The 13,442-nt window shown below is 75.1% G+C and carries 11 protein-coding genes; 4 read left to right on the forward strand and 7 right to left on the reverse strand.

Annotated elements, in window-relative coordinates; genetic code table 11:
* Positions 1 to 2 precede the first annotated feature (2 nt).
* The 6 genes from FHX73_RS35300 to FHX73_RS35325 form a co-directional block, all read right to left on the reverse strand.
* Positions 3 to 1,061 (reverse strand): polyprenyl synthetase family protein, encoded by a 1,059-nt coding sequence (locus tag FHX73_RS35300; RefSeq protein WP_145910086.1) that lies wholly within the window; start codon positions 1,059 to 1,061, stop codon positions 3 to 5.
* 48 nt (positions 1,062 to 1,109) lie between these two features.
* Positions 1,110 to 2,129, reverse strand: coding sequence for a prenyltransferase (locus FHX73_RS35305; RefSeq protein ID WP_246214084.1), 1,020 nt, complete (start codon positions 2,127 to 2,129; stop codon positions 1,110 to 1,112).
* A gap of 6 nt (positions 2,130 to 2,135) precedes the next feature.
* Entirely contained in the window at positions 2,136 to 3,344 is a 1,209-nt protein-coding gene (locus tag FHX73_RS35310; protein ID WP_170305224.1) for an acyltransferase family protein, read from the reverse strand.
* A gap of 54 nt (positions 3,345 to 3,398) precedes the next feature.
* The gene (hppD, locus tag FHX73_RS35315) at positions 3,399 to 4,541 is read right to left on the reverse strand and encodes a 4-hydroxyphenylpyruvate dioxygenase (RefSeq protein ID WP_145910088.1); all 1,143 of its coding nucleotides are present in this window, start codon (positions 4,539 to 4,541) and stop codon (positions 3,399 to 3,401) included.
* Positions 4,542 to 4,627: 86 nt separating this feature from the next.
* Complete coding sequence (locus FHX73_RS35320; protein ID WP_170305225.1) at positions 4,628 to 7,600, reverse strand: AfsR/SARP family transcriptional regulator; 2,973 nt, start codon at positions 7,598 to 7,600, stop codon at positions 4,628 to 4,630.
* Positions 7,601 to 7,760: 160 nt separating this feature from the next.
* Positions 7,761 to 8,312, reverse strand: a complete 552-nt coding sequence (locus FHX73_RS35325) for a hypothetical protein (RefSeq protein ID WP_145910090.1) — start codon at positions 8,310 to 8,312, stop codon at positions 7,761 to 7,763.
* A gap of 127 nt (positions 8,313 to 8,439) precedes the next feature.
* On the opposite strand from FHX73_RS35325, the gene FHX73_RS35330 reads away from it, so the two are divergent.
* The 3 genes from FHX73_RS35330 to FHX73_RS35340 are packed head-to-tail and all read left to right on the forward strand — an operon-like array spanning position 8,440 to position 10,864.
* A complete protein-coding gene (locus FHX73_RS35330) occupies positions 8,440 to 9,129 on the forward strand; it encodes an IMP cyclohydrolase (protein ID WP_145910091.1) in 690 nt (229 codons plus the stop codon).
* Positions 9,130 to 9,184: 55 nt separating this feature from the next.
* Positions 9,185 to 10,318 (forward strand): hypothetical protein, encoded by a 1,134-nt coding sequence (locus tag FHX73_RS35335; RefSeq protein WP_145910092.1) that lies wholly within the window; start codon positions 9,185 to 9,187, stop codon positions 10,316 to 10,318.
* A 60-nt stretch (positions 10,319 to 10,378) separates the two neighbouring features.
* Positions 10,379 to 10,864: a GNAT family N-acetyltransferase gene (locus FHX73_RS35340; RefSeq protein WP_145910093.1), complete on the forward strand. Its 486-nt coding sequence runs from the start codon at positions 10,379 to 10,381 to the stop codon at positions 10,862 to 10,864.
* A gap of 3 nt (positions 10,865 to 10,867) precedes the next feature.
* On the opposite strand, the gene FHX73_RS35345 is transcribed toward FHX73_RS35340, so the two are convergent.
* Positions 10,868 to 11,824: an Lrp/AsnC family transcriptional regulator gene (locus FHX73_RS35345; RefSeq protein WP_342795349.1), complete on the reverse strand. Its 957-nt coding sequence runs from the start codon at positions 11,822 to 11,824 to the stop codon at positions 10,868 to 10,870.
* A 206-nt stretch (positions 11,825 to 12,030) separates the two neighbouring features.
* Here FHX73_RS35345 and FHX73_RS35350 point away from each other — a divergent pair, with 206 nt between their 5' ends.
* Entirely contained in the window at positions 12,031 to 13,437 is a 1,407-nt protein-coding gene (locus FHX73_RS35350; RefSeq protein ID WP_145910094.1) for a carboxylesterase/lipase family protein, read from the forward strand.
* The last annotated feature ends 5 nt before the right edge of the window (positions 13,438 to 13,442 follow it).

A 13,442-nucleotide genomic window follows, 5' to 3' on the forward strand; every position in this document is an offset into this window, starting at 1 on the left:
TGTCAACTCACCCGGGCCAGCAGGGCGTCGGCGAGCGCGGCGTACTGCGCCCGGACGGCGGGCACCATCGGGACGGCGTCAAGCACGGCGCCGGCGCGGGCCAGCGCGGCCGCCGCCTCGCGCTCGCAGGCCTGCCGGCCACCGCACTCCTCGATCAGCTCGGCAGCGGCGCGCAGCCGGGTGTCGGGGGTTTCGGGGCCGCCGGCCAGCAGCTCCGCGAGCCGGCGGGCCGCCGCTGCGGAACCGCTCGCGGCCACCACCACGGGCAGGCTGCGCTTGCGTTCCCGCAGGTCGCCCCAGACCGGCTTGCCGGTGACGGCGGGGTCGCCCCAGATGCCCAGGACGTCGTCGATGCACTGGAAGGCGAGGCCCAACTCCCGCCCCACCGCGTCGAGTGCGGCGGTGGCCGGTTCGGCGGCGCCACCGAGCACGGCACCGGCCGCCCCAGCGGCGGCGAGCAGCGCGCCGGTCTTGCCCGCGGCCATGGCACGGTACTCGGCCACCGTGACCGCACCGGGCCCGGTCCACGGGCGGGTGGCGAAGCGCAGGTCGCGAGCCTGGCCGTCGACGAGTTCGCGCAGCGCCGCCGCGAGCCGGGCGGCGGCGGCCGGGCCGGCCGGACCGCCACGGGAGAGCAGCAGGTCGAAGGCGAGCACCTGGAGGGCGTCGCCCACCAGGATCGCCGCGGTCACGCCGAACTCCCGCCAGACGGTCGGCCTGCCGCGGCGGTGCCGGTCGCCGTCCATCACGTCGTCGTGCACCAGGCTGAAGTTGTGCACCAGTTCGACGGCGACCGCGCCCGGCAGCGCGGCGTCCACGGAGGCACCGACGGCCTCGGCCGCCAGCAGTGCGAGCGCCGGGCGCAGCGCCTTTCCGGAGTCGAAGGTCCCCGGGTTGCCGTCCGCGTCCGCCCAACCGAGGTGGTAGGCGGCGATCCTGGTCATCCAGGGTTCCAGCCGGGCGACGGTCTCGCGCAGCAGCGGCTCGGCGAGTTCGCGGGCCCGGTCCAGGGTGGCCGGGGCCGGGGCGGGCTGGTGGGAGGTGTGTGCGGTGATCGTCATGACGGTCCGTTCCTGCCGCCCAGCGGCGGCTGCGGGGAGAGCGTCGGGTCAGGAGGTCCGGCGCGGCAGGTTGCCGCGCACGGCGCCGGCCAGCCACACCAGGAAAGCGGCGAGCGCCACGCCGTAGACGGCCGGCCAGGCGCCGCGCACGGGCTGCCCGGCGAACAGGCTCAGCGTGATCGCGCAGGTGGTGAGCGGCAGGTGCACGGAGGCCCAGAAGGTGACGGCGTTGGCCGTCTCGCTCCGTTCCAGCGCGCCGGCCAGCAGGCGCCGCGCGACCCAGGCCGCGATCGGCCCGGTCGCGGCGACCGCGAGCGCCCCCGACCAGGGCACGGCCCCGGTCACCGCGAGGGCGAACGCCGTTCCGGCGACGACCAGTTGGCCGACCAGGTAGAGCCTGGTCAGGCCCGGCGGGCGGAGCAGCACGGCGAGGGTGCGCTTGCCGGTGCGCCGGTCACCCTCGATGTCGGCGAGGTTCATCACGGACATCCGCAGGAACTGCAGGGCGCACACGGCGCCGACCCAGACCAGGTCGGCCCCGGTCGGCGCACCGGCCTGCAGCGTCCGGGCCAGCACCGGGCCCAACCCGTAGAGCACCACGGCGCAGGCGGCCTCGCCCAGCGCGCGGTAGTTCAGCCGCAGCGGCGGGGCCGTGTAGAACCAGGAGAGCGCGGTGATCACGGCGGCGACGGCCCGGGCACCCGCCGTCGGCATCGCGGCGATCAGCCCGACGGCGGCGAACAGCAGCACGAAGGCCGCGCCGAGGCTGACCTGCGGGCGCAGCAGCCCGCTCACCAGCACCCGGCTGCCGCCGGTCCACCCGGTGGGCGCGGCGTTCGCCCGGTCCGCCTCCAGGTCGAAGTACTCGTTGCAGTAGTGCGTCATCAGGTGCGTGCACCAGGCGAACAGCAGGGTGAGCACGAAGCGGGCCGGCCGGAACGCGTGGCCGTCGTGCACCGCCAGGGTGACTCCCAGCCCGACCACCATCATGCTCTGCACCAGGAACTTGGGCCGGCCCAGCCGGATGAAGGCGCGGACCCGGCCCGCTGAGCTCTCCACGGGTTCCACGGGTGGTCAACTCCTCGGTCGGTCGGGCGTGGTGACACTGGCTCGGCGCTGCGGCGGCACGGAGGCCGACAGCGCCGGGCGGCGCGGACGGGACCAGCGGCCCATCGCGGGCAGTTCGACATGACGGTGCATCAGGCGCGCGACCAGCAGGGCCAGCAGCAGGAACCCTCCGGTGGCGCCGAACGCGACCGGCGTGCTCCACCGGCCGCCGCCCAGCAGCCAGTGGGCGATCATGATGACCGGCCAGTGCACCACGTAGAAGGCGAAGGACTCGGCGCCGAGCCGGACCAGCCGGGGTCGGGCGAGCCAGGTGCGCCGTCCGGCCCGGTCCGCCGCGGCGGCCGACAGGATCAGCGCGGCGACCGGTACCACCGTGACGGCCGCGGGCAGGAAGGCGAACGGCAGGGTGCCGAGTCCGGCCCCCAGGGCGAGCACCAGGGCCAGCGCCGACCACCCGATCCCGGGCGCCACGGCGCGTCCGCTCCGGGCCAGCCGGGCCAGCAGCATGCCGAGCACGAACTCCGGGAGCCGCCCGAGCGGGAAGAAGTACGGGATCCAGAACTCGTACTGGGAGACGCCGACATCGGGCACGGTGCGCCCGCCGTGGCAGAGCGAGGCGACCACGGCCACCAGCCAGACCGTCAGCACGGCCGCGCCGGCCGCCGCCCACAGCCACCGCTCGGGCAGCCGGCGCACCTGCCGCAGCAGGAACGGGAAGAGCAGGTAGCAGAACGCCTCGACGGCCAGCGACCAGGTGACGATGTTGAGGCCGGCGGTGTAGGCGGGATCGGGTGACCAGGCGTGCAGCAGCAGCAGGTTGGCCAGGGCGGGTAGCCAGGGAACCCCGCTGCCGTGGCCGCCGGTCACCGCCGATCCGGTCACTGCCACGAAGACCAGCAGCACCACCCAGACCACCAGGTGGTTGGGGTAGATCTTGGCCGCCCGGCGCCGCCAGAAGGCCCGCGCCGGCTCCTGCGGGCGCGCCGACCAGGTGAGCACGAAGCCGCTGAGCACGAAGAACACCGACACGCCCACCATGCCCAGCGGGAGCACCGCCTTGACGCCCTGTCGGATCCGGCTGTCCCGGAAGACGTCGGCGACGTACCAGGCGTGCGTGAGGAACACGGCCAGTGCGCAGAGGAACCGCAGGCCGGTGAGCGAGGGGAACTGCTGGACCGGCGCGCTCGACCGGTGGTTGGACCGCTCGTCGATCACGAGCGCTCTCCTTTCGCCGTGCATTCTCAGAAGGGGTTTTGAACTGACGCAGCGTCAGAGGTTGCCGCGGCGCTCCTGCTCGCGCTCGATCGCCTCGAACAGCGCCTTGAAGTTGCCCTTGCCGAAGCCCGCCGAGCCGTGCCGCTCGATCAGCTCGAAGAAGACGGTCGGCTTGTCCTGGACCGGCTTGGTGAAGATCTGCAGCAGGTAGCCGTCCTCGTCCCGGTCGGCGAGGATCTTCAGCTCGCGCAGCTCCTCGATCGGCACCCGGGTCTCGCCGACCCACTCGCCGAGGGTGTCGTAGTAGCTGTCCGGGGTGTCCAGGAACTCGACGCCGGCCGCGCGCATCTGGCGGACCGTGTTGACGATGTCGTCGGTCGCCAGCGCGATGTGCTGCACGCCGGGGCCGCCGTAGAACTCCAGGTACTCGTCGATCTGCGACTTCTTCTTGGCGATGGCCGGCTCGTTGAGCGGGAACTTCACCGTGCGGGTGCCGTCCGCCACGACCTTGGACATCAGCGCCGAGTACTCGGTGGCGATGTCGTCGCCGACGAACTCCTTCATGGTGCTGAAGCCCAACACCCGCTGGTAGAAGGCGACCCACTCGTCCAACCGCCCGAGTTCCACGTTGCCCACGCAGTGGTCGATCCCGGTCACCAGCGGCGGCGCGGTCGGCCCCGGCGGGTCGAGCGGCCGGTAGCCGGGCAGGTAGCGGCCGCGGTAGCCGCCGCGTTCCACGAAGGTGTGCCGGGTGTCGCCGTAGGCCGCGATGGTCGCGGTGCGCACGCTGCCGTGGTCGTCGCGCGCCGTGCTCGGCGCCCGCAGGCCCCGGGCGCCGCGGGCGAGCGCCAGTTGGTAGGCCCGCGCCGCGTCCGGCACCGCGAGCGCGACGTCGAGCACGCCGTCGCCGTGCGCGGCCACGTGCCGCTCCAGGAAGACGGCGTACTCGCTGGACGCCCGCACCACGGAGGTGAGCACGAACCGGACCGAGCCGGCCTCCAGCACGTACGAGGCGGTCTCCGGGGAGCCGGTCTCGGGGCCCCGGTAGGCGACCGGCCGCAGGCCGAACGCTCGGGCGTAGAAGTACGCGGCCTGCCGGGCGTTCCCGACGGCGAACTCGACGGCGTCCACGGCCAGCACCGGGAACGCCTCGACGGGCGTGTCCGGTGCGGCCGCGGACGGCAGGGTGTCGGTCATGGGATCCTCCGCGTTCCGTGAGGCGGTTGCGGTCCCGACCCTGCCCGGTGACACTTACACAGCTGTCACAGTCGTCTTACGTCACGTCAGCTGCCGCTCCTGGAGGCCGAGTTCACGACGGCGTCGAGGGTGGCCGCCGGCGCCGGACCGCCCAGCCGCTCGGTCAGCTCCCGGGCCAGGCGCTGGTGCTCGGCCGCCTGGCGCCGGTCGCCGCCCTCCTGGTGGATCAGGCCGAGCGTGCGGTGCACCGTGGCGCGCAACTCGGGCCGATTCTCCTGAGATCGCATCAGTTCCAGGGCCCGGTTGGCGTGTTCGAGGGCCGCGCCCGGCACCTGGAGGCGGCGCAGGGTCTCCGCCATCTCGACCAGCGCCTCGGTCTCCCCTGCCAGGTCCTTGCACTCCCGCACCGCCGCCAGCCCCTGGCGCAGCCGGTCCAGCGCCTCGCCGAGCCGGTCGAGGGCACCCAGGGTCTGGCCGAGGCCGATCAACGCGTGGCCCTCGCTGCGCCGTTCGCCTGCCTCCCGGGAGACCGCCACGGCCCGGTCCAGCACCTCCAGCGCCTGGTCGTGGCGCCCGACCAGGCCCAGGGTGTAGCCGAGGTTGGCGAGCGCGTTCGCCTCGTCGCGCAGGTCGCCGAGTTCGTGCAGGACCGGCAGCGCCGCGCGGAAGCTCTCGATGGCCCGCTCCGGGTCGCCGCCGGCGGCGTGCACCACGCCGAGCCGGATCAGGCAGGCGGCCTGGCCGCCGGCGTCGCCCAGCTCGACGGCGAGCGCATGACTGCGGGTCAGGGCGTCGGCCGCCTCCGGGTAGCGGCCGGACTGCCAGTACGGCATGGCGAGGTTGGCGAGGCAGACGAACTCCGCCGCCCGGTCACCGAGCCGCCTGGTGGCGGCGACGGCCAGCAGGTGGCTGTCGACGTACTCGTCGACGTGGCCGCCGAGCCGGAAGTACTGCGCCATGTTGCGGGCCAGCTGCCAGGTGAAGGAGTCCAGGCCGAGGTGGGCGGCCTGGCGGCAGGCGGCGAGCAGGTTGGCCCGCTCGCCGTCCAACCAGTGCACCGCGGCCGCCCGGTCGGGGAACGGCAGCCGCTCGGCGGCGCCCCCGCCGCTGCCGCCGCTGCCGTCCTCGTCGTCGGCCGCCAGGTCCTTGCGGCCCGGGTTCAGCTGGGCGGCCGCGGCCGCGGTGGCCCCGCGGAAGAAGCCCAGCAGGCGGTGCACGGCCTCGTCGCGCACCTCGGGGCTCTCCTCCTGGTGCGCCGCGTCCCGGGCGTAGGCCCGCAACAGGTCGTGGAACCGGTAGCGGCCCGGGTGGCCGGCTTCCAGCAGGTGGGCGTCGACCAGCGACTCCAGCGCCTCCTCGACCGTGGCGAGCGGCTGGTCGAGCAGCGCGCCCGCGGTGCTCAGGCCGATGGTCGGGCCGGTCACCAGGCCGAGCAGCCGGAAGGTCCGGGCCAGCCCGGACCCGTGCGCCGCGTCCGCCTCGCGCACCGAGGCGTAGGAGAGCGCGAAACTCGCGGCGACGGCGAGGTCGCCGACGCGCAGCTCGCGCAGGCGGCTGCTCTCGTCGGTCAGCCGCGCCGCCAGGTGGGCCATGCTCCAGCTCGGCCGGGCCGCCAGCCGCGCCCCGACGATCCGCACGGCCAGCGGCAGGCCCGCGCACGCCTCCAGGATCTCCCGCACCGCGTCCGGCTCGGCCTCCACCCGGGCCCGGCCGACCGACTTGGCCAGCAGGGCGCGCGCCTGCTCGGCCGGGAGCACGTCGAGTTCGAGCAGTGCGGCGCCGGCGATGCCCGGGAGCCGGTCCCGGCTGCTGACCAGCACGGCGCAGCCGGGACCGCCCGGCAGCAGCAGCCGCACGTCGGCGATCTCGCGCGCGTCGTCCAGCACCACCAGCACCCGGCGGTCGGCCACCAGGCTACGGAACAGCGCCGCCCGGTCCCCAGCCGCCACCGGCACGGCGGCCTGGTCGAGCCCCAGCGCGAGCAGGAACGAGCCCAGCACTTCGCCGGCCTGGCGCGGCGCGCCGCTGTGCCCGGCGAGCGCGGCGAACAGCTGCCCGTCGGGGTAGTGGTCGCGGACCCGGTGGGCGGCCTGCAGGGCCAGGGCGCTCTTGCCGAGCCCGCCGCAGCCGGAGATCACCGCGACCGCCACGCCGTCCACCGGCGCGGACAGCAGCTCCACCAGTCGCTCCAGCTCCACGTCACGGCCGGTGAAGTCGGTCAGTGCCGAGGGCAGTTGGGCCGGTACGACGGTGCCGACCAGCGCGGGGCGGTCGGCCTGCGGCGGCTGCGCGGACCGGGCGGCCGCCGGCGCCGGCCGTGCGGCGACCACCGCGGGCGCTCCGGCCGGCGGGTCCTGCGCGTGCGCCGGCTGCGGCCCGCCGCCGAGGATCCGGTCGTGCAGGCGGCGCAGCACCGGGCCGGGCTCCACCCCCAACTCCCGTACCAGCGCCTGGCGCGCCGCACGGTAGGCGGCCAGGGCGTCCACCGTGCGGCCGTCCTGGTGCAGCGCGAGCATCAGCCGCTCGTGCAGGCGCTCGTCCAGCGGGTGCTCCTGGCAGAGCCGGGTCAGCCGGGGCAGCAGCTCCACCTGCCGCCCGGCCTGCAATCCGGCGTCCACCAGCTCCAGTTGGACGGCCAGCAGGCGCTGCTCCAGCGGCTCGACCCAGGCCTCGCGCAGTGCCGCCGATGCCACGTCGGCCAGCGGCGCACCGCGGTGCAGTGCGACGGCCTCCGTCAACGCTTGGTAGGCGACCGCCCATTGACCGCGGGCGGCGGACCGGCGGCCGCGTGCCGCGGCCGCCTCGAAGCGTTCCAGGTCGACCTCACCGGGTGCGGTGATCAGCCGGTAACCGGGCGCTCTGGCCACGATCCTGGCGCCGCCGGCCGGTCCGAGCTGGGCCCGCAGCCGGGCCAGGCAGGTGTGCAGGGCGCCGCGCGCCCCGCTCGGCGGCCGGCCGTCCCACACCGCCTCCACCAGCCCGTCGAAGGAGACGGTGTCGCCCCCGTGCACCAGCATCGCCGCCAGCAGGTTGCGCTGCCGCCCGCCCGCTATCGCCACCTCTCGACCTTCGTCGCGCACGAACAACGGTCCCAGGACACCGAATTGCATGCCACACCCCCGTGCCGAGCCCCCGTGACCCGCCGCCCTCCGCAGCGCGGTGACCGCGCGACCCTACCGTTCCCGACCGACAGGCAGAAATGGATTCGGGGCCGGACGATCAGGCGTAGCTACGGTCGACAGCCGTGGCGACCCACAGGTGGTACTGCCCCGGGGCGATCGCGGGCGAGGGGTCGGAGTCGGGGCCGACGGCGCCGAGCGGGAAGAAGGTGACCCCGCAGCCCCGGCAGAGCCAGCCCGACTGCCACACCCGCTGGAGCTGCTGCCAGCGCATCTGCTGACCGTACGTCAGTTGGGCGGCGGCCTGCTGGCCGCGCGCCAGCGACCTCGACCGCAGGACGAGCGCGATCACCAGCAGGATCACGGGCAGCACGAACGGCCCGATGGCGTATCCCGTGCGGTAGGCGTCCGAGTAGCCCGACAGGTCGGCGGAGCTGTTGTGGATCTCGGTGAAGAGCCCGAGGACGCCGAGGGCGCCGCCGATGCTGAAGAGTACGGTCGCCGCGGTGCTCTGGCGGACCGGGTCCTGCTGCGGCGCGGGCGGCGGGGCCAGCGGGGCGCGGGCGTCGGGGGCGATGGACGGGTCCGTGAGGATCTGCGGTACCGGAACGGCGTGGTCCGGCGAGGCGCACTGCGGGCAGGCGGGGGCCATGTGGGGGACTGCTCCTGGTTGTGTTCGAACGGTGAGCAGGTAGTACATCACGTTCCATGATCCGATTGAATGCGTTATCAACGGCCCTTCACCATCCGACGGTGCGGGGCGAGGAGACGGAGGATCAGTGGACGAGCTCGGTGCCGTGCTGGCGGCCAATCAGTACCCGGGGCGCGGCGTGCTCTGGGGCCGCACCGGCGACGGGGCGGTGGTCGGCGCCTACTTCCTGACCGGCCGCAGCCCCGCCTCCAAGGCGCGCGAGCTGCGCCGGGTGGACGGCGAGCTGGTGGTCGCGGCGACGGGCACGGGCGAGCACGACCACCTGCGGCACTACACGGCCGTGCGGCACGGCGGCGAGCTGCTGGTGTACGGCAACGGCGAGCAGGTGGCCACCGTCGCGGGCCGGTTGGACCAGGGCGCGGCCCCGGCGGCTGCCCTGGACGGCCTGGACTACGAGCCCGACCCGCCGATCTTCACCCCCCGCCTGACCGTGGTCGCCGACGGCCGCGGCACCGGCCGGGCCTGGTTCGGCGCCGCCCGCCGCAGCGCCGGCGGCCGCAGCGTGACCGACCGGCTGCAGCTCCAGGTGAGCGCGCCGGACCCGGGCGAGGCCGTGCTGATGACCACCTACCAGTACGACGGCACCGAGCTGCGCACCGGTGCGCCGTTCGTCGAGGTCCGTCTGGAGGCGGCCGACCAGCAGCAGCTGCTGTCCGCGATCTGGGATGCCCTGCCCGCCCAACTGCGGGTGGCCGCAACCGTGTTCGCGCCCGACCGGGTCGACGAGGCGCTGATCGCGATTCCGACTACCGGATGATCCGGCTCTCCCCCAGAATGGGGGCATGACCCGGCGGACCCGGAGGTAGGGTGGCATGACCCGTTACTGCGTCGATCCCGAGCGGCACGAGCTGATCGCCACCTGGAGCACCGGCGGCGGCTCGCTCGCGACGCGGATCACGGGACTGCCCGCCACGGCGGAGCCCACCCTGCTGCTGCGGCTGGCCAGAGCGCTGACCCAGCTGTCGGCGGCGGCCTGGGCCACCTACACCCACCCGGCCTCCTCGGCGGGCTCGTTGGACTCGGAGAGCGAGGGCTGGCGGCGGGAGCAGGAGCGGCAGGCGTTCGCCGAGGTGGCGCGGGCGCTCACCGATCCGCACCTGCCGCAGGACGGCTCGCTGACCGTCTCGTACAGCCCGCTGATCGAGTCCGCGCACCGCGCCGGCCGCGCCCTGCACGTCCTCGCCGAGCGGGAGTTGACGGCGGCGGTGCTGGCCGAGGCGGCCACCGAGCTGGCGGCGGTGGAGCAGGCGGAGCTGGGCGACCTGACCGGGCGGGCCCAGCAGGCCGTGGCGCTCAGCCGGGAGGGCGCCTCGCCGGCCCAGGTCGCGGCGGCGGACCGGCTGTTGGACAAGGACCCGTTCGGGCCGGCCACGATCTTCTCGGTGATCGACCCGACGGCCGCCGCCGTGGCCGCCGCGCACTGGCTGGGCGCGGCGGCCCAGGTGGCGGCCGAGGTCTCCGGCGAGCCGCCGGCCGAGGTGGTGCTGGAGGCGGACGCGATCGAGGAACTGCCGCACGAGACACCGACCTTGGTGCTGGAGCTGCTGGAGGCCGGGGTCTCGCCGTACGACACGGTGACGGGGCTGGTCCGGCACGCCATGCTGGTGGCGGACGGCACGCTGCCCGATCCGTCCGCGCTGCGCGAGCAGTTGGAGGCGCTGGAGGAGGACCTGGCCGACTGCTCCGAGGAGGAGCGCGCCGAGGCGCTCGGCCCGGGGCTGCGGCTGACCCCGCTGGACCCGCGCCGCCCGGCCCGCGACCTGCTGGAGGACCTGCTGGCCGGGATCCACGGCTGCTGGCTGCTCTTCGACGACCACACCGAGCACACCGAGCCGGTGGCGGCGGGCGACGAGGAGGGCGAGCGGGCCGAGCAGTACCGCAGCCGGGAGCGGTTCGCCGGGCTGGTCCGCGAGCGCGCCGCCGCCCACCGCGACCGGCTGATCTGACGATTCCGGGCTGGCGGATCCGAGCTGACACCGCCTCAGCAGCACTGCTAGCGTGCGCCGATGGAGATCCGTGTCGCGACGGCCGAGGACTGGCCGCGCATCTTCCCGTTCTACGCCTCGACCATGGCCGAGGGCCGGACCTACGCGTTCCCGCTCCGGCAGACCCTGGAGGAGGCCCGCTCCTGGTGGATGGAGCAGCCGCCCGGGCGCACCGTGGTCGCGGTCGAGGGCGGCGCGGTGGTCGGCTCGGCCAAGATGGGCCCGAACCGGTCGGGCCACGGCGCGCACATCGGCACCGCCTCCTTCCTGGTCGATCCCGCGCACCGGGGCCGGGGCATCGGCCGGGCGCTGGGCGAGCACGTGATCGACTGGCACCGCGCCGAGGGCTTCCACGGCATCCAGTTCAACGCCGTGGTGGCCGCCAACGCCCCGGCCGTGCACCTGTGGCAGTCGCTGGGCTTCGAGATCCTCGGCACCGTGCCGGAGGCCTTCGCCCACCCGGACCAGGGGCTGGTGGGGCTGCACCTGATGTACCGCAAGCTCTGACGCTCAGTCAGCCGGCCGGAGCAGTCCGGTGCGTTTGACCGAACTGAGGATCGGCGTCACCTCCAAGGCCCGCACATCGTCGAGCGCGCCGACGGTGCCGGTGAGGAAGTCGTAGAGCCCGCCCAGGTCCTCGGCGGCCACGGCGACCAGCAGGTTGGCCGCGCCGGTGGTCGCGGCGGCGAACCGCACCTGCGGGTGCCGGCTGAGCCGCTGCCCGGTGCCGTCCAGGCTGCCGGGTCCGGTGGTGATCCAGAGCAGCGCCTCGCTGCCGACCCCGAGCAGCCGCAGGTCCACCTCGGTGGCCAGGCGCAGCAGGTGCGCGCCGAGCAGCAGGTCCAGGCGGCGGCGCACGGTGGTGGCGGAGCTGCCGAGCCGGGCGGCGAGTTCGGTGCAGCCGGCCCGGGCGTCGGCGGTCAGCTGGTCGATCAGCCGGGCGTCCAGCGGTCCGGGCTCGGGCGCGGGGGCGGGCTCGGGCGGGACTGGGGTGAGTGCGGCGTACTGGTCCTCGGTCAGCAGGCCGGCGCTCCAGCTGAAGCCGGCAGGGTGCACCTTCATCAGGTCGTGGGCGTCCCAGGACAGCACGTCGGCGGTGGCGGGCAGGTCGCGCAGCAGCAGGGCGGTGCGGGCCTGCGGGCCTTCGAGGAAGAGCACGCTGCTGATCTCGTTGCCGCCGCCGAGCACGTCCACCCACACGGTGTCGGGCCGGCGCGCGAGTCCGGCGGCGATCGCCTTGATCCGGCTGGGCCGGCAGCGGATCCGCAGCGCGATCGGCACCAGCCCGGGATGCCGGGCGGGGTTGCGGACGGCGGTCGGGCGCAGCACCCCGGAGTGCAGCAGCGGGGCGGCCCGGCGGACCACGGTGCGTTCGGAGACGCCCAGCACCTCGGCGACGGTGCGCCAGGAGGCCCGGGGCGCGGCCATCAGCACGGCGGCGATCCGGCGGTCGATGGCATCCAGCACGGGCTGCACCTGTCTCACTTCCGTCGGATTTCCATGATCGTTGGCGTACTTCGCGAAGCCGACACCTGGCTCCTCGCCGGTATCCGCCGTCCGACTGTAGACCTGAGGAGTCCCCGGCCAACAGGGCAACGACCAAGAGGGCGAGGACCAACGGGGCTACGACCAGCGGGGCGACGACCAGCGGGACGACAGGAAGGGCGGCAGCGATGAGCACGAACGAACGGCCCGTGGTGGAGACCGAGTCGGGCAGCGTCCGGGGGGTGGTCGAGGGCGCGGTCGCCGCGTTCCGGGGCGTCCCGTACGCGGCCTCCCCGGTGGGCGTGCGGCGGTTCGCCGCGCCCGCGCCGCACCCGGGGTGGCCGGGGGTGCGGGACGCGGCCCGGCCGGGACCGGCCGTCCCGCAGGACCCGTCCCGGCTGGAGGCGGTGATGGGCACCCGGGTGCCGGACTGGGCCGAGGACGGCTCACTGACCGTCAACGTCTGGGCGCCGCGCGGGGCGCAGGACCGGCCGGTGCTGGTCTGGTTCCACGGCGGCGGGTTCACCAGCGGCAGCGGCGGCTGGAGCTGGTACGACGGCGGCCGGCTGGCGGCGGCCGGCGACGTGGTGGTGGTGACCGCCAACTACCGCCTCGGGCCGCTCGGTTACCTGCACCTGCCGGAGGAGGGCGTGGAGAACCTGGGGGTGCGCGACCAGGCGGCGGTGCTCGGCTGGGTGCGGCGCAACATCGCGGCGTTCGGCGGGGACCCGCGCGGCCTGACGGTGGGCGGGCAGTCGGCCGGGGCGTTCTCCGCGCTCTACCTGGCGCTGGATCCGCTGACCGGCCCGCTGGTCGACCGGGTGATCACCCAGAGCGGCCCGTGGGGGCTCGCGCCGCAGGACCCCGGCGAGGCGGCGGAGCGCAGCCGCCGCCTGCTCGCCCTGCTCGGCGTCACCGGTGCGGCCGCGCTGCGCGAGGTGCCGGCGGACCGGTTGCTTGCCGCCTACCGCGAGCTGGCCGGCGAGCTCTCCCGAGCCGGCGACGTGGCGCCGCCGCTCTACCCGGTGCTCGGCGGGTTCGGCGTGCCCGAGCGGTGGGAGCGGGCGGTGGCGGCCGGCCGACTGGACGGCAAGGCGCTGCTGACCGGCACCACCGAGGACGAGATGACGGCCTTCTTCGCCTTCGACCCCCGGGTGCGGGCCCTCACCTTCGAGCAGGCGCGGGCCCTCGCCGGCGACCGGGCGGGCCGGTTCGACCAGTTGGCGGCGGCCGGCCCGGCCGCGGCCCTGACCGGGGTGGCGACCGAGCGCTTCTTCCGCGACGGCACGACGGCCATCGCCGACCACCACGCGGCTGCCGGGCACCCCGCCTACGTCTACCAGTTCGACCGGAGCCCCGACCCGGACCCGCAGCGCCTGGGCGCCGCGCACTGCGCCGAGCTGCCGTTCTTCTTCGACACCCTCGACGCCTACCCCGACAGCCCGATGCTCGGCGCCCCCTCCCCCGCCGCCCGCGAGCTGGCCCGCACCTTCTCCCGGGCGGCCGCCTCCTTCACCGCCACCGGCCGCCCCGAGGCCCCCGACTGGCAGCCGTACCGGCCGGGGGACCAGCTGACGGTGCGTCACTTCGGCTGAGCAGT

Origin of the sequence: Kitasatospora viridis (genome assembly GCF_007829815.1) — a bacterium.
Classification (GTDB): domain Bacteria; phylum Actinomycetota; class Actinomycetes; order Streptomycetales; family Streptomycetaceae; genus Kitasatospora; species Kitasatospora viridis.